Origin of the sequence: Acinetobacter brisouioides, assembly GCF_004331075.1 — a bacterium.
In the GTDB taxonomy this organism is placed as follows: Bacteria; Pseudomonadota; Gammaproteobacteria; order Pseudomonadales; family Moraxellaceae; genus Acinetobacter.
The window spans coordinates 101799-120957 of record NZ_SJNX01000001.1; the positions used below are offsets into that span (position 1 = coordinate 101799).

Genomic DNA, 19159 nt, shown 5'->3' on the forward strand with positions numbered 1-19159 from the left:
AAGATTTTTTCAGTTATTTTCCAAATTTGTTATAGAAAAATTGTATTAAAAAAAACCATTACTACTATTGAACTTCATATGTAAAAGTTTGGCGATTTAAAAGACATGCGGACTGAATAGTTGCTAAAGTAGTAGTTGAATGGGTTTGGCATGGCGGCTGATAAAATGAAAGAAAAATTATTTAATAAGCTTGGCTGGATTTGTTTGATTATTTTTTTAGTTCTTGCCGCTATTTATATGATCGCAAGTTATGTATTTAAGTTAGATTCAGATCAGATTTCTGTACTTACCAACCTATTTCTTGCCTTTGCGACTTTTACTGCAGCTTGTACAGCAGTTCTTTTTTTTACAGATTGGAGAGAACAGCACGATAAGTCTATTTCTAATAAATTCGCATGGAAAGTTATTGATAGCTTTGATTTATTTGATATTTCTTTTATGAACTTTTTAAAATCATTAGATGATCTTGAAAAAAAAATTGAGAACCCACAGAGTTTTAGTGAAGAGCTCAAAAATTTAGATAGAGAAGCTCTGATTCTGTTAATAGAAACCAAATCAATGAAATTTAATTTATCAAATTTCAGAGAGTCTTTAAGAAAATATTCGGTTTATAGCAGTAAAGAAGACTGGTATAAGGGGCAAGAAGAAAAAATCTATGACTTATTCTTAAACCTTAATCTGGATCATTTAGAAAAAAATGACTCTAAACATATTATCTCAGGAATTAAAAGTTCTTTAGATAAAATTACACCTCAAATACACTATTTTGAACATGAAGTGATTGATAAGTTAATTAATGAATTAAAATCAAAAAATTAAAGAAATATCACTTTTAGAGCCAACTAATACCTTCTATCCCCAAAGAGATTTTTCCAGTTATTTTTCAATTTTTTTATAAAAAAAGACTCCCGAAAGAGTCTTTTTTACATCTGAAATAGCACGAAATTAAGAGGCTGTGCTCGCCACTTCATAATGTGTTTTGTCTAATTTGCCTTGTTTAAATAACCAGGTTGCGACCTCTGGCCAAGAGTACATAGCCGACTTCGATGCCAGTCCATACATCGGTCTTGGAAAGTTTCCATCACCACGTTTGTTTTGAGCATATAGCGAAAGTGCCTGTCGGCTCATGCCTGCCCGTTCTGCCATTTCAGAGAGTGTAGAAAAGCCTTGTTCTTCTACGATCAAATCTGAAAAGCCAAGTGAACGGATATTGTCTAAAGCCGATGTAATCGCTTGTGCTGCGCTTGGTGCTTCACGATCAAACTCTAGGTAGATGGTGTCGTTATAGCTACAGAGCAATGCATCGTCACAGCCTGCTTCAAAAAACTGGTCTTCGAGATTTGCTAGGTCTGAACGTGCATCACGTACCACTACGGTGAAGTGATATGTATTCATAGTTCATCTCCGTTGCATTGTTTAACTTTACGAAGGATTTGTTTTGCATGAGTTTCTGGGTCTTTTGGTGTGCTCCAGACACTCATTTGATGTTCGGCATGCCCGAGCACGCATTTTAAGCGACAGAATGCATGCCCTGATTTGCCTGTATCTGCAACATCCCAACCGTTATCTATCGCGTATTCGATGGCTTCTCGAATATGCTTATTAGGATGTTTTTTCATCTTTAATCCTTTTACTATTGTTAAATTATATGCTGTTGTTGACATTTGTCAACAAGCTAACATTTACGCAGGCGCATTAAACCAGTTTGGGTTGGTATCCATGATTTCCCCGTTGGACATGTTGACGATGCGGAAGTCTTTGCTGATGAGTGGCTGACTGTTTGAGCCACGCATGTTGTAGCGTTTGCTCACGTCTAACGCGAGTTCATTTGCTCGGACGATCAGGCTTGAGTACTTGAGATAGTCCTGCATGTTTAAAAATCTGAGCGCGTTCCAGACGTGCATCATTTTAAAGTTTTGGTTAATGACTGCCTCAACGAGTTGCTGGATCTGCTTTTGGTCTTGGCGTTGTAGTTGGTGACTTTGAGACACCACAGCCGTAAGGTTATGCACGTACTCTACGGCGTAAGGCAAGCTTTCCAGTGGAATGTCTTCAACATGTTCTACGTCAAAGCGTTGGTGCAGCATTTTGTAGACTTCTACTGTGTTTAGGCTCGACTTGCTGACCAGTAGCCCGACTGCTTCGGCAAGTGGGATACGGTCGTCAATGATGGTTTTAGCTTTGGGCTGTACTTCTTTTTCGAGTATATCAAGCGCCCATTTGCGGAATTCTTTAGCAACTGGAGTGCGGGCAAAGAATGTGATGAGATGACAACCACGTAAGTTAAATACCCGTACGCCCAAATTGGGCGTCTGAGGATTTTCAATCATCTGTGTCATATCTTGAGTAAACTCATCACTATTTCGGTTAAATACTTTTGTTACAGCATCTGCCTGCTTATAGCCTAGTGCATAAGCCAACTCTGATGATGTAATCCAAATTTGGTCATCGTTTTGTTGTACTGGATGAAATTGTATTGCATTAAATGTTAGACTATTCATGTCTTTTCTCCTGGTCGAGATTAGATAAAAAGCCCCTCTTCCGCCAAGTTGTAGGGGCTTTTTTAATGAATTCACACCAACAATGGTGTAAATTAATTTAAAATTACACCATTGTGGTTTATAAGTCAATGTGCTATTTTTCTTATACCAACGTAAGGAAATAAAGATATGACCGAAGATGCTCAGCTAAAACTTAGAGTTCCACAAGAGTTGAAAGAATTCTTAGAGAGTGAAGCAAAGTTAAATCATCGAACAATAAATGGTGAGGTTGTTTACCGTTTACAGCAAAGTAAAAATAATAATTCAGGTCGGTCACTCTATTTTAATGATCTAAATTGTGTTGAAGATTTGAAAGAAATGTCTCTTCGAGAACAACAAGAGCAAGCTACCGCAATGATCTCAAGAATCTTTTATGATCATCCTGAGTATCAGCTCATCAATATTGAAACCATTAATGATGGGAAGAAGATTCGTTATTGGTATTCTATCCCTAGAGGTGAAAGTTTTAGGGATTAATTTAATGAGTACGCGCGTGCGTACTCTTCATTTATTTTTCAAATTATATTTATTTTGATTTAGTTCTAACTCATTAGTTATATTAAATGCCGTCAATGCTTCACATAACGCTTTCATTTCAGAAGCATGTACCATTTCTACCCATTCAGGCTGAAATTCAATTCCCCTTGCCATTGCTTTAAAAGGTTCTGGTATAGCTTGTGATTGTTCAATAGATTGATAATAATTATTGATGGCAGCCTCTATATCTATATTCGTTTCAAAAATAGCTAAATCTTTCAAACAATCAAGCATCACTGGACCAATAATAGACTCACACTTTTGGATGATGTCTAATAGATATGTTCCAAAAGCAAAGAATGTCTTTGACTTATTCAAATTTTGAACTTGTCGTTCTGCTAATAGCATTGGAAAATTATCGTCAGTTATGTGCGCAGCAGATGTTAAATCTAACCCACGATGAACTACAGCATTACGAAGTTCACGAATGTAGCTATAATTAGCTTTTCCATTAGGAAATCCATTAAACGCAAAACTCGAATATAATTGTTCTTTAAAATTACTGGATTTCAACAAAGTTATTTCATCAAAAATATCTATTGCTGCCATAAGATTTAGAAAATAGCCAGAATAGTGAACTCTCATATCTATCTGATCAAGAACAGAGATAGGTGTGCGAAATGTGAGAGCTGCACGTAACGCAGTCTTTCTTGCAGACATATACCATGTTAGTGAGTTAATCCATCCTAAGTCAGCAGCACTAGATTTAGTCATTTTCTCTCTACATAAATAATATTTTAAATCAACAATATATACTAAATATATTCTTTAAAAATCTATCTATTAAGTAAATCAACCATTCTTTTAAGATCAAATAAAATCATAGTAGAAATAAATAATAAAAAAGATGTTATCAGTAAAAAAATACTTAGAATTAATAGGACAATTTTTGCAATATAATCTGGAATTAACAAATAATTTCCCAACCATAATAAGTTTGTTTTATATATAAATAATGAATAAATAAAAATGCTAGCATTAAAAATGAAAGTAATTAACATCATGCATTTTTCTTTAAAGTACTCTTTTTTATTTAATGTAATACCTATAATATTTCGATCATTATCTCGTTCAATATTTAAACTTGTATCCCAAAAAGCTAAATCCTTAGATACAGTTTCAAAATTAACAATATTTTTATTTCTTGATACAAAATCAACTAATCTGTAAGAAACCAAACGGCTACCGACCAATGCTTGTGCTAGCCCATTTCTTCTTGCATGTTTTTGATATTCTTCAATATCCAAGTTATCAATTTTCTTTATGCCATCAAAAAATTCCTCTCTACGAGTCAATCTTTCTTCTGCTTGTTTAAATTTACTTTTTCTTTCTAAAAACAGTACAAGTATTTTATGAATAAATTCCCACATAGTTTTCCGAACTTTAATTTTCAAGGATTATGGTATGTTTTCTAATTATTGCTAATTCCAACATCTGTCAACCAGTTTTTATTGCTGAATTTTAACTTTGTCAACCAAATGTCTTTTTTACGGCGTGAATTGAGGAAGAAAAAGCATCATCAGATGCTCTTTAACTTTGCCCAACACTCACCCAACAAACCTTTATGATCCACCAAGAAACTCAGATTTACTAATATGTCTATTGCTGGCTACAACAGTTTGATGACAACATTTAATACCACGATTATGAATGACGTATCCATTCGCAGTATTTTCTCTCGAAATCAAAAATTCTTGATTTGAATAATGGTAGCTAGTGAAAGTCCCCCAAAGGTTCTCTAAACCCTGCCATGTTCCACCATTTGGAAGCGCATAATTCACTGAATAATCGCCTAAAGGAACATTCAGCTCCGCTGTCCTGTCTTGTGACAACTGAATCACCGCAGCAATTTTGTTGGTAGCTTTATCTCTAACTGTAAAAACCACATCATAATTTTCAGCTTCAAATGTAATTTTTCCAACCGCAGGCTCTTGGTTGCTAAAAAAATACATCACTTTTTTTTCAAAGGGCACAGCATTATTTTTTTCTTGCAATTGCCTTTGTTGATCGAGACTTTGTATTTTAGATAAATCATTATTGGTTTCAGGGTTAGTTTGCCCAGAAATATTTGATCCTGAGTTATTACTATGTCTATTTTTTATATATCCCGAAATGTTATAAGCTAAAACAACTGTAACAACTATACCAATAATGGCCGCTGCTCCAGAGTTATTATTTTGGTTTTTTCTTGGTTTAAATGCCATGTATCCCCCTAAAATTAAAAGTTTTTATATTTTATCTTTTGGTATTTTTTCACAATAAAGAATATATGTAAATAAAATGATCTTGACTAGAGGACTTTACTCCAAACGATGGCTGACCAACACTTTAAACATAAAAAAAGCCATGTGAAGGTTCACATGGCTATAAAACGAAAAACTACAGCGTATGTTAAAAATTTAAGGTGGTACATTCCCCACTCTTCACCACCTTACATTTATAAATCTGATTGACTTATCAGCATATCCAACTATGCTTTTAGTATAGAATTATTAGACTAAAAACGATGACTTTAAATATAAAATACTTACCAAAATATCACTACCAAGAAAAGCACAGCCTAGATGTTGTGGCATCCCCTGCACAAGCTATGCACGCAATTTTAAACTACCGTACACAAGATGACCCATTTTTCCGTTGCGCAATTGCCCTTAGAGAACTGCCTAACCGCTTACTACATAAATCACAGCAACCTAAAGACTATTTCAGTCTGGACAACTTCACCTTACTTGAACAAAACGGCGATCAGGAAGTTATTTTTGGCTTAGCAGGTCAGTTTTGGAAACTGGACTATGGACAAGCTCCTATTGTAGACAGGGCATCATTTTTGGCATTTGATCAGCCTGAGTGCGCGAAACTTGCCTTATATTTCTCGGTTGAACAGCTCGATGAGACACATACCCGCGTTACAACTGAAACACGGGTATATTGTGTAGATAAAAAGGCATTATCAAAATTTAGACTATACTGGTATCTGATCCGCCCAGTCAGTGGCCTTATTCGACGTCGGGTTTTGTCACAGATTCAGAAGAGTGTTTTGAGAGAGTCAATGGATTTGACTTAGTAATAATAAAAAATAGGAGAGAAGATATATGGATGAAGATTTGTACTCATCTCTAAAAGCAGAAGTGCATAAAAGAATTTCTCACTTCATCGAAGATGGCTATTCTTTAATTGGAGATATCTTCATGACACTCAATGAAGAGACTGGGGTTGCTGAAGTTGATGTTTTTCTTATAAACAAACATAACTCTTCATTACCTTTAGAAAAATATTATCGCTATCAATTACTCATTAATGAAGTGCAGCACTTCTGGGTTTACTTAGACAATGATGATTAATGTATTCTAATTTTTCATCAAAATTATGATTGAGACTGTAAATTACTTTTTATTATTTTTAAAATTAGTGTTCTAAATTTACAGTAAACCATTCAAGAAAAATTAGATATATAACTAAAAGAATCAAAAAAGGCATGCGATGATTCCACATGCCTGACTCAATCACTCCCATAGGATCTATCAACAAATCATTTTATTGAATTGGGTAGGTATATGTTGTCTACAGTGGTATCTGAATTTAACGCAAGAGTTCCACTAGAGCCAACATCAAAACCTATTACCTTTGACTTTAGAATAGCTGTAGCATTTGTATTGTTAAATGTATAAGTAATAGTGCAATTCTGTGCTGTACCAGCAACTACGGCCACACCATATGTTCCCGTAGATGAATCATTATTACAACTATTCTGTGCTATATCTGTTACAACTTGGGGTTTCAAACCACCTGCTAGAACTATAGCTTCGGTTACCTGTGTTCTCACTATATAAGTTTGATATGCTAAAAATGCTATAGCAGCTAAAACACCTATTATCGCTACAACTGTAAGTAATTCAATTAAACTAAACCCCTTATGATGAGTATTCATAAGTATTTCTCCAAATTCAGGGTATATTAGATTTATTGTGTTTAAGTAAAATTTATGACTATATTCTTCATACTTAAAAAATATATAAAATGTTTAATTTTTAATCAATTTATTTTTTGAATTAATATGTACACTGTTATCTGTTAACAAATAAAAAAACCATCATGTAGATGGCTTCACCCCACTTTCTACTACATCCCACGCCTGACTTAATCGCTCCGCATCAATTGCGTGTCCGTCAGCTTTTTCTGCCATTGTTCGATATTCTGCTGTGCATACTTCGAGTAACTCTCCGTTGGCAATGGTGTAATCAATGATGGTTTGCTTGGAAGCTGTGGACAGATGTTGGTTGGCACGACTGATCTGCTCTGACAGCCCGCGATTAGCCAACTGAGCAGCACTAGCGGCAGCAACCGCATCTTGTATTTTTTTACCCGCATCTTGTTCTACCTTTAAAAGTTGTTCAGCCCATGTTTTTTCTTGGGTGATTGCAGCGGTTTTGGCTTTTTCATTGGCTTCTTTTTGTCTGGCTTTGTACTCATCAAAGTCAGCTTGTACTTTGTTTACTTTTGCCGTGCATTGAGCATCAGCTTTGTTCAGATCATTTGCCAGACTGTTAGCTTGCCAAGTCTGGAATAAGCCATAAAGCACAAGGACAATGATCAATGACCACCGTTTATGTGCCAGTACCCACTGAAAACAGGCACAAAAAAAACGCCATAAGGCGCGGAGGATTGCAAGGGCTGTCATCATAGGTTTGCTCCCATACACTTGTCATAGCGTTCCACTTGTCGCAGATACACGCCATAGCAGTTATTGCTACGAATAGAGCAGTCATGCCCTGCGGCATACTTGTATTTCAGTAAGGACTGACATGCCTGTGTGTATTGCCTCGCTTTTAGGTTCTTCAGCATGGATGACTTAGACCAGGTACTTTGCCCGAACTGATATGAGAAGTCGGCATACAGGTCATACTCATCTTGCGACAGCTTGATGCCATTTAATGACTTATTGAACACCGGTGCGTCTTTGGCGTAGTGTGCCTTGAGGTATTCAAGCCCCTGCTTTTTAGATACAGGCGGATCGGTCATTTTGACCTTGCGACCGTCAGGGTGGATGGTGTTGCCAAAAGCAATGGTCGGCACGCCACCGATGTCTTTATACGGTACTGAACGAAAGCCCTCTTTCGATCCCGTGTACGCTACGCCAGGATCACTAATCCCATCAATAAAAAAGCCGCCAATTGCGGCGGCTAAAGTTCCAATGACGTAGTATTTAGTCTTGTTCGACATCACATTTTTCCTTTTTTAAAGATTCGAGATAGGCTTTGTGTTCAATCGCATCACGTTTGTCTTTCTTGCGGGCAAAGTGCCAATTCATCACCAAGCCCCCTGCACCAATCAACACACTGATCCAGAAACCCAAATCCAGTGATGCCAACCACGATGACAATGCGCCAATACTTCCGCCATACATCGCAGTTTTACTGGCGAGTAACGTTGAAGCGGTGTTATCGAATGTTTGATCTGCCATAGTTCCCCCAATTTTTGGCAATAAAAAAGCACCCTATTCGGTGCAATCCAATTCAATATGCTTTTAGCTTTCTGTGATTTCCTGAACGCCTAAATCATCACTGCGAATGGCATCATCGGGCAGATCAGCCTGCTGTAATTCTTCGCCATATTTCATGGCTTCCTCTTGTGAATTGGCTTCAATTTCTCGTTCAATACGGTAAATGCGGTGGGTAATCACTTTGTATTTCATCATTTAGTCCTGTGTTATGGATTCATAAAGTCTTGATCGTTGTTGTAATACAGATCGGTATAATTAATCGCAGTGATTGTGCCCTCACTGGATTTTTCAGTGACTAGGAACAAATCCCGCTTTGCTCCCGTATCACGGGTGATGATGTACTGGGTACAACTTAGATTGCCGTCATATTCCAAAATCAGGTTGGCCGTGGGTGCGCGTGTCAGCAACACTTCATGCTGATCATCGCCCTGCGTGACTGCGATTACATCCACGGATTTATTGGGCAGTTGCAGGTGAATGACATAGTTGTGCCCTGCCTCTAGTTCACAACTTTGCGAGAGCTGAAGATATAAACCGTCCTGATCCAGTACCGCCCCTGAGCTGATCACCTGCTGTTTGGTGTCATCGGCCACCAGTAGCAGATCGTTGCGGGTGACCAGATCAGCTTCGTGGTAGGTCTGAAACTCCACTGCCCGCCGCTGATACAGCAATTTGTTATAGGCGCGATGTGCCAGCAAGTAGGCTTGCTGTCGGTTGGTCACGCCTTTGACATCAATTTTTTGAGGGTTAATCACATCATCATTGGGCAGTTTGATCTCGCTTTCAGACCAACTGTCATCTGGATCAATCCACGTCAATTGAATGCCATCATAGTCTTTATTTACTCCAAAACTACTGGTGCGCTTTTCTGACTGCGGAACTTTGTTGCGATGGTTAAACAGTAAAGTTGGAATCGCTTGCGGTCGTTCAAAGGCAAAGTACACGATGTTAGATTCACGACGCGCATCACAGAACAGTACCGATGCCATTACAGCCAGTGTTTCTTCATAGGACATCTTGGCATCGTCAAAGGTGTAGTTAAACTCGATGGCTGTGCCAAAATACTGCTTTATTTCAGCAGCCGTGGCATAGAGACTGGCAACATCTAACATGTCTATTGAACGTCTACCAATCTGAGGATCTGTTGTTAATTCACATATCATATCTGCAAAGTTGTGACTTGCTACACGTGTTGCAGATCGCTCGCCTGTCGCATAGCTGTAGAGCTTACGGGTGGCGATACAATTGATCTGACGGTCTTTTACAGATAAAGCACCATCTGTTGCAACTGTTCGGGTGCGTACAATCGTCACATTTCCAAAATGATCAATTTCAGAATCACACATTCCATAGACTGATTTAATCTTACAGGCATCTTGTGTCTTACCTGCCTGTGTTGCTGTAGTCCGACTTAGGCGAAAGCGAAAAGATCCAGCAACGGGTAAATCCACATAAACTGTTCTTCCAAACTGGGATTTGCTTTTTGCTTGAATATATTGATGAATTGATGTTACAGATCCAATTGGATCTCCTGAACTATTGATGGACTGAACTTCAATAGTTACCGTCATTCCTTCATCCCAGACGCCACCTTTGGAATCCTGATAGTACAATCCATTTGGAAAAAAGAAGTTAAAAACAGCCTGCCTTGCATTAGGCATATCAAAGTTAAACCATCCCACATACTTGGAACTTACAATATCAAATCGAATTTCTGGTGATTGCCCTTGTGTACTATGATTGGGTAATGCTTCAATTTTCTCCCAGTCCTCATTAATAGCTGCTGGGTTAGTCAGCGCAATCGTATTGGTATTTAAACTAGTAATGGTATATGTATCATCCAGTGCGATCAGCGCTCCTTGACCATCCTGATAATCTGCGCCACTTAATGAGATTCGATCTGATGCAACAAAGTATTGGGTAAAATCAACATTTGCAGATTTGATAAGATTAGGGCTTTCAAACCAGATATCACTACTTTCTAAAACTGCGGTATTGGGTTGCTCTATGGTCTGGCCATTAATTGATGCCGATTTTTTTACGTACTTAGGATATTCTAAAAAAGTATCCCCAATCTGATAAGCAGGCGTCCCTATAATTGACGTATATGGATCATAAAAACTGGCAGATGCTCCCGCAATACTCGCCACAGCAGTATCACCATCCTGTACATCAGTGATTTTATAATAACCACGCCCCAGACACATCAGGCATTCTTCAATTTCAATACCATCACTATTGTAAATAGAATAAGGTGGTGAAATGAGATCTGGAATGGCTTTCACTGTACCAAAAATATCAGCAACCCGTGCTCCCAACCGTTGTTTATTGCTACGGTTAGACAGATCATTATTACTTGAGCCTTGTTCTGCTGCTGATGGGGTTTTCATGGTTAAGGCGGTGTACAGCGAATAGGCTGCCATGATCGCAACCACCGCATAATACACATACGGTAGAATTGCCGCCCCCGCATGACAGACCACATCAAACTGATCATCAGGATCAGCATTCAGTAAAGCTACAGCGGTGGCTTTATCGTGCGGGGTGACATCATTTTCAGCACAAGGATTGCCCTTATAGATTCGGGCCTGTGGATACTGAGCTTTGATCATCAGGAAGGCACGCAGAACGTTGTCCGTATGCTCGATGGTGACTTTGGATGCATCCAGTGGATTTTCAAAGATTCTGAACATGCTCATAATATCGAAACCTGAGATAGTGAATGTTTAACGCTCTTAAACTGACGTACTGCACTCCGCTATCACTGAGATGCAGGACTTTGCCATCATAAAAAAGCCCCACATGGTTATCCCCTGTGAGGCTGGTCATCAGCACAATACAGCCGTGCTGTGGCTGCTTGAGTCGTTTGTTTTTGATCACGGTTTGCCGTGATGTGGTGATCGCCTGATTCAGTGCGCCTGTTAAGCCAATAAAGCTGCTGGAATAGTCTTGACCGAAGAGTGACTGTGCCGCATCAATCACAAAATGTACGCAGTGATAACGTAAAACGTCATAATGCTTTTCAAAGAGTGTGAGATCCATTTTTTAAGCTCCAATCAGCCTCAATAAAAGCCGATCAGCGTTGGAAAGTTGGCTTTGGTAAACAGCAAACCTGTCCCCACTGCATTGAGTTTCGGTGCTTCGGCATTAAAGGTTGTGCACTGATAATCCGAGCTTTGGTCTGTGACTTCGAGGTTATCAATCACCAGGATTGGCGTAGACAGATCCAGACTTGAATAGGCCCGATAAGTGACTTGTGGGCGTTCGGTTGAACCCGCATCCAGAATCTGATCAATCAGGTCAGGAACAATATCGCCCAAGTCTCCAATGGTAATACTCAGACTTTGATCCAGATCATCCGAGCTGCTGCCCTTGTCGATCTGAAGCGGAACGTATTCATAGTTAAAGTAACTGCTGTCATGTCCGACACTAACCCCATCCGCCATGTTGGTGACATAGCGCAGCGGGTTTTCCCACAGGCTGTGCTTGATCTCGATACATTCGATCAGGTAGGCAGGTTGAGTGGCAAACAGGTATTCTTCAAGCTGATTGCTCATTGCGTGACTCCGCGAGTGTTTGAATGGCCACGTGATCGAGCGCATTGTTTAAAATATGCATTTGAGCCGTGACCTGAAATATGCGTCCGTTTTTAGTCATGCCAATGCTGTTGGGCACAAAGTGTGCCTTGTAGCGTTGTAATACCCGTGTATCAATCACGGTATCAATGGTGAATGGCTTACGCAGATGCTGCCAAACCCGATAGAACGCGGTGAAGTAACTGTAATCATCAGCACTTAAGTTAAAGTTGGTCGTGACCACATTTTCTAACTGCTCAAAAGTAGCCCGATAATGGTTGTCGGTTAAGCCTTCTGCCTGAATCACACTATTGCCCAATGTCATGGCATAGGAAGCTTGCAACGGGCAGAGATCCAGATGATTAAAGCGTGCCCCTGCAATATTGCGCGGTTCAATGATGGCCTGGTCATAGTAGATATTGAAACGGTTCACCACGGCTTTCAGGGCAAAGGCAAAGCGGTAGTTACGGGTCATGCCGATTTGCACTAGGGCTGAGGCTGTGCCTAACTCGTACTCGGTCTGAAAGCGGCCTCGCTGTTGGCGGTAATACAAGGTGTCATTGCGAATATAGGCCAAGATCACATCAGCATTGACGGACTGCTCTGCACGATGGTCATCCAGTGCCAGTTGCGGAGTCAGGTGCTCAACATCATAGGTTGTTGTGACATAAGCGCTGATAGTGGTGTCATACCACCACAAATAGGCAATGCCATCGGCAACATAAGTCACATAGGGACGCATGGAAAAACTAAAGGCAAAGCTCAGTTGGGTGAGATGGGCCACTTCAAGCAATTGATGTGTGATTCCTGCATTGTCGGTTATACAGATCCAGCCATCCTGATAAAAACACATCCAGATTTTGACTTGCAGGCCACTGGATGCGTCCTGAATATCCGTACCACCCCACTCATAATCGATCAAGTCATTGACCCGATCAGGCACTAAAAAGCCAGCGAAGATGCTGGCTGAAGATAAAGTATGATCTGGTAGCATGAGGATTATCCTATATAGCGGCCCCAACTCATCGTGAACGCATATGTCATGATTTGAGATGAAGTTTTGGTAATCGTTGGTGAGATTTGGAATTGATAAGATTCTGGATTTGAACCATTTCCATAAGTCATTAAACCAACTGTTTGCAGAAGGAAGGATTGATGTGTTCCGTTTACATCATTTAAATTAAAAGTTCCGACAACTTGCATGGATGTAGGTGTTGGATAAGTAGCAGATATTGCAGGAGTAGTAATAGAACCTAATTGTGTAGATGGAGCAGTTGTTACACTTGTACCTTTTACTCCAGAGTATACAGAAAGCTGATATGGAGCTATTTTTGAAAAATCTGCATAAGTTCCACTAAACCAAGGGATTCCGTTATATGTGTAACTACCAATAACTGCACTATTTTTATCAAGTAAATTAAATGCTCCTGATAGGCTTTGGGTTGGATAATTACGAATTTCAGAAACAACATCCAGATACTCATCTGAAAGTACAGTAATCGTTGTTGGATTGCCGTTGGCATCTTTGATCAATGCCCGATTCCATAAATTCGCATTGCCCCAACCCAAACCGACTTCACTGACATTTCCAGCAGCAACACCCTGACCAAAACGCCAGGTCACCTTCGCCCAACGATAATAGGGTGATGTTGTTGTTTGAGTTCCTGTTGTTGTTGCTTGCCTTGTTGTTGTACTGGCTAGAAATGCATTAAGTGCTGTCTGGGTAGCCACAGGTGTGCTATTACCTGTACCAACGCAACAACGGTCTATCCATGTTCCGACTGACATACGGTTTAAACCAGTATCTAAAACAAGATTGTGAAACCAATCAGTCTCTCTTGCGATACTGTCATCACTGGCTTTACGCACAATCAATTTAAATCTAGCACCAACTTTACTATGTGCCTGTAATTGCATATTAACCTCTAATTAATTTGTAATCTGTGCACCAACGAGTGCAAATGATGTTGATACATTTTCAGGTTGCATCGTATTTATGATTAGCGCATTTCTTTGTGATGCAGACATTAATGCGAATGCCGTATTAACACTTTCAGGCGATGTGGTTGTACTGTGATATGGGTTGTAAACTTCAACTGTTGCGCCTATAAGTGCAAATGATGTACCTACCCCCTCAAGTACTGCCTGATCGCCACCACCTGTTGCACCTGAGCCACTGCTATTACCAGGATCTGGATAAAGTGCAATAGATGAACGTATTGTGGCTTGTGACAGTGCAAATGCCGTCTGAACAGCTTCAACATCAGCATCCGTGAGATTCATCACCTGACGCTGTACCCCATTTTTCAGCGCAAAATCTGTCGCCATACTTTCCACAAACTGAAACGGATACATCCGCGAAGTCAGCGCAATGACAGGACTGATCACGACAAGAACCTGAGCACTGACATTGAAGATCCGCCCATTCAGTTCAGCAAAGTTAAAGCTGTCGGGCACAAACTGGCAGATGTAATCCTTGTACTTGCTATCTTCAATAAACACCTTCATAAAAAAAGGCAGCGGGTGACGCTGCCAGTTCAAATAAAATGCCCGAAAGTACAAATAGTCCGTCTCTGTGACTTTGTAAGCGATACTGACCAGATGCTTTTTAGACTCGGTCACGGTGCTATAACGGGAAAATCCTCCTGGTAAATGATCTCGCTGCACCGAGCAACCAAACTGCACGCTATAACTGGCTTGTAACGGGCAAAGATCAAGACGATTCATTATCGGTTTCTCCTTGCCGTGGTATTGCGTGCCAGTGACTTGCTTTCGCGTGAATTGGCATTGCCCAATTGCTGCCAGGAACGCTTGATCATCTGATCCACAACATCAATCGTAATTGAACCATCACTGTTCTGCTGGGCATTGACCTGTGCACCTGAGTTGTTGTTGATGGTAATGTTTGCACCTTGATTTGCACTGGATGAATCTGTCAATGCAGATGCGATTTTGCTTTGAGATGTAGAAGCATCAAATCCAACCAGACTACCAACTACACCACCATCGGCATAACCACTGATACCGCCACGACGTGCACGTTCTACAGCACCAACACCACCGGATCGAGCAACATCTTCTTGTGACCAAACCACTTCACCTTTATGCACGATACCCGCAACATCATACTTGCCACCTGATCCCGTATAACCACCTGTCGCAAAACCAGCAGCGACTGAACTGATATTTGAAATAATGCTGGCTGTTGCAGCAGCAACAGAAGCCATTGCAGCTAAGTTTTCTGGAAATGGCTGCCCCGCAGCAAGTGCAATACCCGTCTGAATTGCAACCATAGACTGAGCAATCGCAAATGCTTTTTGAACGGCAAATGCAGCTTTATAGGCTGCACTTTGCTCACCAAATGCTCCTTTCATGGTTTCAGCCATAGAACCAGAAATTTGCTCTCCGTAACTGAGCTCCGTTTGAAGTTGTAGCTGCTTAGATACATTCTGAATATCCTGCTCACGTTGAGCAGCATCTTCACGGATCTGAGCGCGTTCATCTTCACCCTGCCGAACAATATCACTGAGTTGAGTCTGGTATTCCTGTTCAGAAATCAGACCTTGACTATATTGATCAGCTAAACCAGTGGTCAGATTATCTTGAGCATTTTGACTTTCACCCAACTGTGAATCACGTAACTCATTACTGCCATTTTGCAAGTCTTTAATGGTTTGATGATTCACATCAAACTGATTGGTTGGTAATCCCAATGCCGAGTTGTAGGCTTCTCGATATGCTTTTTGATTATCCTCGACCAATTTTTTGAGAGATTTCTGCTGTGCTAACTCTTGATATGCTAACCGTGCATCAATCTCCTCCTTACTGACTCCTGTAATGTTTTTAAGCTGCTCATGTTCAAGCTGATAACGGGCAACGACCATTGCAGATTCAGTCAATAAACCTTCTTGAGCTGTAAGTAATCGAGACTCTTTCTCTAATTCAGCATTTTTAATTTCATGCTGATAGCTCAGATCAATTGCTTGCAACCAGGCATCACGAGCAGCTTTAGTCATTTGGGTATTTTTAGCAATTTCATCACGTTCAAGCGCATAACGCTCTTTCATGATTTCAATTGTGTCATCATATCCCTGTCTAGCAGATAGTATCTGCTGGGCCTCTTGACGTTTGACTGCATCAATTTCAGCTTGCATCTGACGATCAAGTGCAGACTTGGCATCTTCACGCTCAGTTTTGCTCTTTGTTAAGTCAGCTTCAACAAGTTGTTTTTTAACATCATACTCATTTTTTAACTGAGTAATCCGATCTGTTTCAAATGCATGTAGCTGGTTATATTCCTCCTTCTCCTGGGCATGCAAGGTTTGAAGCTGACTTTTATATAATTCAGCCTGTTTTGCCAAAGCATCAGTTTGAGCTGAACCTGTCAGGGTTGAATTAATCGCTTTGATAGCATCGGCATTGTCTTTAGCAAGCTGCTGCTCTTTTGTATAGTATTTACTACGAATCTCAAGCTCTTTATCTTGCTGAGCTTTGGTTGCTTCTGCAACAGCTGCTTGTTGAGCTAGCAAATCATCTTGGCTCGGCATTAAAATGGATTGATCAATGCTCGATTTACCATTCGCACCAGCCTGATACTTTAAGACTCGGTTTGCATGATCCCGCATCTCTTTAGCTTTCGCTGGTGATACATAACCAAGACCATTGATTTTCTGATAGCCACCCGCTGCAGTAACTTGATCTGAAATTCGACCTGCTTTAAGTGCATCGACTCCACCAGTACCACCGTTATACGCCATAATCGCATCAAGCCAATTACCATATTTCTTGTAGTTCTTGGCTAAATCCTCAGCAGCTGCCGCTGCAACTTTTTCAGGATTTTTAGTATTATCTGCAACTGTTAAATGATAGGTTTTTCTAAATCCCTCCGTTGTCTGTAAGAAACCTTTTGCACCTGTTGGGCTTGTCGCATTGGTACCGCCAGACTCAGTTGCAATAAGACCTGTTAATAACCCAGATGGAAGCCCTTTATTTTTAGCAATATCTTCAAGGCTATTTTTAGCAACTAATGCGACAGCCCCAGCAATTTTTTTACGATCACTACCATCCAGCTCATATTTTTTGCTATAAAAATCTTTAACTGTTGCAGCTACCGCTTGATCGCCGACTGGCTTTTTATAAGCATTATCACCATTTATGCGTTCTTGTGTATCCGCATAAGCTTCCGCCTTATCGCGACTAAATCCATGTTTTCCTACTAAATCCTGAATATATTGTTGACGCAGTAAACTCTTCTCAACACCTCGTACATACTCCATCTGTTTCTGAGTGAGAAGCGCATAAGCCGCTGCTGCATTATTTGTTGCGTTAGCATGCTGCTGTTGTTTTTTCGCTGCTTCATCGGTTTTTTGATTGAGCTGATTTAAAACGTCTTTTTGCTGCTGATAAGCAGATTTAGCCCCATCATTGGCAGAAACCAAATCACGAATCTTGGTGATTTGTTCATCACTGACACCGTTAATCGATTTTACTGCGCTATAGAACTGGTCAGCAGATTTTTCACCCTGTAAGTATTGCCCATATAAATCTTGAATTTGCTTAGCAATACTTCCAGAAACTCGCCCAGAATCTTCCATATACCCGATATATGCGCTCAGATCCGATGATGCGGTGACATATTTAACCCGCAACTCTTCAACTTGCTTGGTCAACTGGCTAATTGCCGTATCTTTTTGAACTGCATTTAATTGCTGCCATTTTTGAACCAATTCATCGACAGATTTACCCTGAGTATCCAAAACTTGAGCCGTATCTTTGGTATTGTCTTTGAGCAATAGATAAGATGCAGCAACTGCGGCAACGGTCAGACCCAAACCAACTGGCCCACCTAAAACGCCAAGTAACCCTCGCCCAACATTAGCAGCAGTGAGTTTGGCTGCATTATTCGCTTCCTGGGCAACTGTATCTGCCTGCAATGCAGCAGCATGAGCAGCTTGTAGCGGAATCAAGGTTTGTTCAACAAAAGCTAAGCGTTGCATGCCAGATAAACGAATCAATTGTGCTTCAGCATTTGCCAACTCAATGCCAGTCAGCTGTGCAGTACGTGCAGCCCGCACTGCTTCAATCTCAGTATTCAGTAAGATTTGCTGACGTTCAGCCACTAAAGCCGAGATCTTTTCATAAACTCCTGCAACATATTTTGCGGTCGCAGGCACAGCAGCACCAACCAGATATGCTCCAAGCACTGTCGCAACGGCTTTGACCTCGTCCATGTGGGTCATGACTTCTTTCAATGCAGGTACAGCAACATTGACCAGCTCTGCCTCAAACCCTTGCCATTGCAAATCTAAAAGTTGCAGGTTTTCTTTGGCCAGTGCCAACTCTTTAACCATGTCATCTGACATGATTGAACCTGCTTGCTGAGCAGCATCCCCCCATTTTTTAAAGCCTTTACCGCCATTTTCAAGCAATGGAATCAATAACGAAGAATCTGAAATGATTGATTCCATATAGAACTTCATGTCATTGGTTGAAGCGCCTGCTTTTTGCAATGAATCATAGAAAAGCTGTAATGCTTGTGGGCCTGATAGTTTTTGGAACTGTTCAATAGTCACACCCACACGCGGGGCAATGTCATTAAAAAAATCGGCTAATGGCCCACCTCCAGTACGCTGAAAATCACCGATACGGTCTTGCATATCTTTCATTTTGTCAGCAAAGGATTCCATTGAAATGCCTGCAGTATCTGCACCGACTGCGTAATATTGGAATTGCTGAATCGAGGCATTGGATAGCTTGGCAAATTTCTGAATATCGTTGCCAGCATCTACAAATTTTTCTGCATATGCCATAACGCTGGCAACAGACAAGCCAGCCGCAACTGCACCTAACGCTTTGACAGCCAAAGATGCAACATCAAATGATTTGGCAATTTTTTTAGTCGAACCTTCTGCCTGACGTTCAGCCCGTTCTAGAGGCTCGGTAAATGAGCTGATACGGGTCACAAGATCAAGGGTTAAACGACCGAGAGATGCAGCCATATTTACTTT

General features: G+C 40.4%; 22 protein-coding genes. 4 read left to right on the top strand and 18 right to left on the bottom strand.

Features of this window, described 5'->3' with window-relative positions; translation table 11 throughout:
• The first annotated feature begins 150 nt into the window (after positions 1 to 150).
• Positions 151 to 819, top strand: coding sequence for a hypothetical protein (locus E0H77_RS00410; RefSeq protein WP_131374094.1), 669 nt, complete (start codon positions 151 to 153; stop codon positions 817 to 819).
• A gap of 126 nt (positions 820 to 945) precedes the next feature.
• Here the strand turns inward: E0H77_RS00410 and E0H77_RS00415 are convergent, their stop codons facing one another.
• The 3 genes from E0H77_RS00415 to E0H77_RS00425 all read right to left on the bottom strand — a co-directional run bounded on the left by E0H77_RS00415 (position 946) and on the right by E0H77_RS00425 (position 2501).
• Complete coding sequence (locus tag E0H77_RS00415; protein WP_131374095.1) at positions 946 to 1395, bottom strand: XRE family transcriptional regulator; 450 nt, start codon at positions 1393 to 1395, stop codon at positions 946 to 948.
• Positions 1392 to 1619: a hypothetical protein gene (locus tag E0H77_RS00420; RefSeq protein ID WP_131374097.1), complete on the bottom strand. Its 228-nt coding sequence runs from the start codon at positions 1617 to 1619 to the stop codon at positions 1392 to 1394. The genes E0H77_RS00415 and E0H77_RS00420 overlap by 4 nt, the downstream gene beginning before the upstream one ends.
• Before the next feature lie 63 nt (positions 1620 to 1682).
• Positions 1683 to 2501, bottom strand: coding sequence for a BRO-N domain-containing protein (locus tag E0H77_RS00425; protein WP_131374099.1), 819 nt, complete (start codon positions 2499 to 2501; stop codon positions 1683 to 1685).
• Positions 2502 to 2669: 168 nt separating this feature from the next.
• On the opposite strand from E0H77_RS00425, the gene E0H77_RS00430 reads away from it, so the two are divergent.
• The gene (locus E0H77_RS00430) at positions 2670 to 3017 is read left to right on the top strand and encodes an Arc family DNA-binding protein (protein ID WP_131374101.1); all 348 of its coding nucleotides are present in this window, start codon (positions 2670 to 2672) and stop codon (positions 3015 to 3017) included.
• 27 nt (positions 3018 to 3044) lie between these two features.
• Here the strand turns inward: E0H77_RS00430 and E0H77_RS00435 are convergent, their stop codons facing one another.
• From E0H77_RS00435 to E0H77_RS00445, 3 genes are all read right to left on the bottom strand, one after another.
• On the bottom strand, positions 3045 to 3791 hold the full coding sequence (locus E0H77_RS00435) for a hypothetical protein (RefSeq protein ID WP_131374103.1): 747 nt from the start codon (positions 3789 to 3791) through the stop codon (positions 3045 to 3047).
• 62 nt (positions 3792 to 3853) lie between these two features.
• Positions 3854 to 4447 carry a hypothetical protein gene (locus E0H77_RS00440; RefSeq protein ID WP_131374105.1) on the bottom strand — a complete coding sequence of 198 codons (594 nt, stop codon included), beginning with the start codon at positions 4445 to 4447 and terminating at the stop codon, positions 3854 to 3856.
• Positions 4448 to 4639: 192 nt separating this feature from the next.
• Positions 4640 to 5281 (bottom strand): hypothetical protein, encoded by a 642-nt coding sequence (locus E0H77_RS00445; protein WP_131374107.1) that lies wholly within the window; start codon positions 5279 to 5281, stop codon positions 4640 to 4642.
• 302 nt (positions 5282 to 5583) lie between these two features.
• Here E0H77_RS00445 and E0H77_RS00450 point away from each other — a divergent pair, with 302 nt between their 5' ends.
• The gene (locus tag E0H77_RS00450) at positions 5584 to 6141 is read left to right on the top strand and encodes a hypothetical protein (protein WP_131374109.1); all 558 of its coding nucleotides are present in this window, start codon (positions 5584 to 5586) and stop codon (positions 6139 to 6141) included.
• Positions 6142 to 6169: 28 nt separating this feature from the next.
• The gene (locus E0H77_RS00455) at positions 6170 to 6418 is read left to right on the top strand and encodes a hypothetical protein (RefSeq protein WP_131374111.1); all 249 of its coding nucleotides are present in this window, start codon (positions 6170 to 6172) and stop codon (positions 6416 to 6418) included.
• Positions 6419 to 6606: 188 nt separating this feature from the next.
• Here E0H77_RS00455 and E0H77_RS00460 read toward each other — a convergent pair whose 3' ends face one another.
• The 12 genes from E0H77_RS00460 to E0H77_RS00510 all read right to left on the bottom strand — a co-directional run bounded on the left by E0H77_RS00460 (position 6607) and on the right by E0H77_RS00510 (position 19150).
• A complete protein-coding gene (locus E0H77_RS00460; RefSeq protein WP_131374113.1) occupies positions 6607 to 7005 on the bottom strand; it encodes a pilin in 399 nt (132 codons plus the stop codon).
• Positions 7006 to 7167: 162 nt separating this feature from the next.
• Positions 7168 to 7758, bottom strand: a complete 591-nt coding sequence (locus E0H77_RS00465; RefSeq protein WP_228258270.1) for a hypothetical protein — start codon at positions 7756 to 7758, stop codon at positions 7168 to 7170.
• The gene (locus tag E0H77_RS00470; protein WP_131374115.1) at positions 7755 to 8297 is read right to left on the bottom strand and encodes a glycoside hydrolase family protein; all 543 of its coding nucleotides are present in this window, start codon (positions 8295 to 8297) and stop codon (positions 7755 to 7757) included. Before E0H77_RS00470 ends, E0H77_RS00465 begins: the two co-directional genes overlap by 4 nt.
• Complete coding sequence (locus E0H77_RS00475; RefSeq protein ID WP_131374116.1) at positions 8281 to 8538, bottom strand: holin; 258 nt, start codon at positions 8536 to 8538, stop codon at positions 8281 to 8283. Before E0H77_RS00475 ends, E0H77_RS00470 begins: the two co-directional genes overlap by 17 nt.
• Before the next feature lie 63 nt (positions 8539 to 8601).
• Positions 8602 to 8769, bottom strand: coding sequence for a hypothetical protein (locus E0H77_RS13695; protein ID WP_165491466.1), 168 nt, complete (start codon positions 8767 to 8769; stop codon positions 8602 to 8604).
• A gap of 14 nt (positions 8770 to 8783) precedes the next feature.
• The gene (locus tag E0H77_RS00480) at positions 8784 to 11276 is read right to left on the bottom strand and encodes a host specificity factor TipJ family phage tail protein (RefSeq protein ID WP_131374118.1); all 2493 of its coding nucleotides are present in this window, start codon (positions 11274 to 11276) and stop codon (positions 8784 to 8786) included.
• Positions 11254 to 11619, bottom strand: coding sequence for a hypothetical protein (locus E0H77_RS00485; RefSeq protein ID WP_131374120.1), 366 nt, complete (start codon positions 11617 to 11619; stop codon positions 11254 to 11256). Before E0H77_RS00485 ends, E0H77_RS00480 begins: the two co-directional genes overlap by 23 nt.
• Positions 11620 to 11639: 20 nt before the next feature.
• Complete coding sequence (locus E0H77_RS00490; protein ID WP_131374122.1) at positions 11640 to 12134, bottom strand: DUF1833 family protein; 495 nt, start codon at positions 12132 to 12134, stop codon at positions 11640 to 11642.
• On the bottom strand, positions 12118 to 13146 hold the full coding sequence (locus E0H77_RS00495; RefSeq protein WP_131374124.1) for a hypothetical protein: 1029 nt from the start codon (positions 13144 to 13146) through the stop codon (positions 12118 to 12120). Before E0H77_RS00495 ends, E0H77_RS00490 begins: the two co-directional genes overlap by 17 nt.
• A 5-nt stretch (positions 13147 to 13151) precedes the next feature.
• Entirely contained in the window at positions 13152 to 14069 is a 918-nt protein-coding gene (locus E0H77_RS00500) for a hypothetical protein (RefSeq protein ID WP_131374125.1), read from the bottom strand.
• A gap of 12 nt (positions 14070 to 14081) precedes the next feature.
• Entirely contained in the window at positions 14082 to 14879 is a 798-nt protein-coding gene (locus E0H77_RS00505) for a hypothetical protein (RefSeq protein WP_131374127.1), read from the bottom strand.
• On the bottom strand, positions 14879 to 19150 hold the full coding sequence (locus E0H77_RS00510) for a transglycosylase SLT domain-containing protein (RefSeq protein ID WP_131374130.1): 4272 nt from the start codon (positions 19148 to 19150) through the stop codon (positions 14879 to 14881). Before E0H77_RS00510 ends, E0H77_RS00505 begins: the two co-directional genes overlap by 1 nt.
• Positions 19151 to 19159 lie beyond the last annotated feature (9 nt).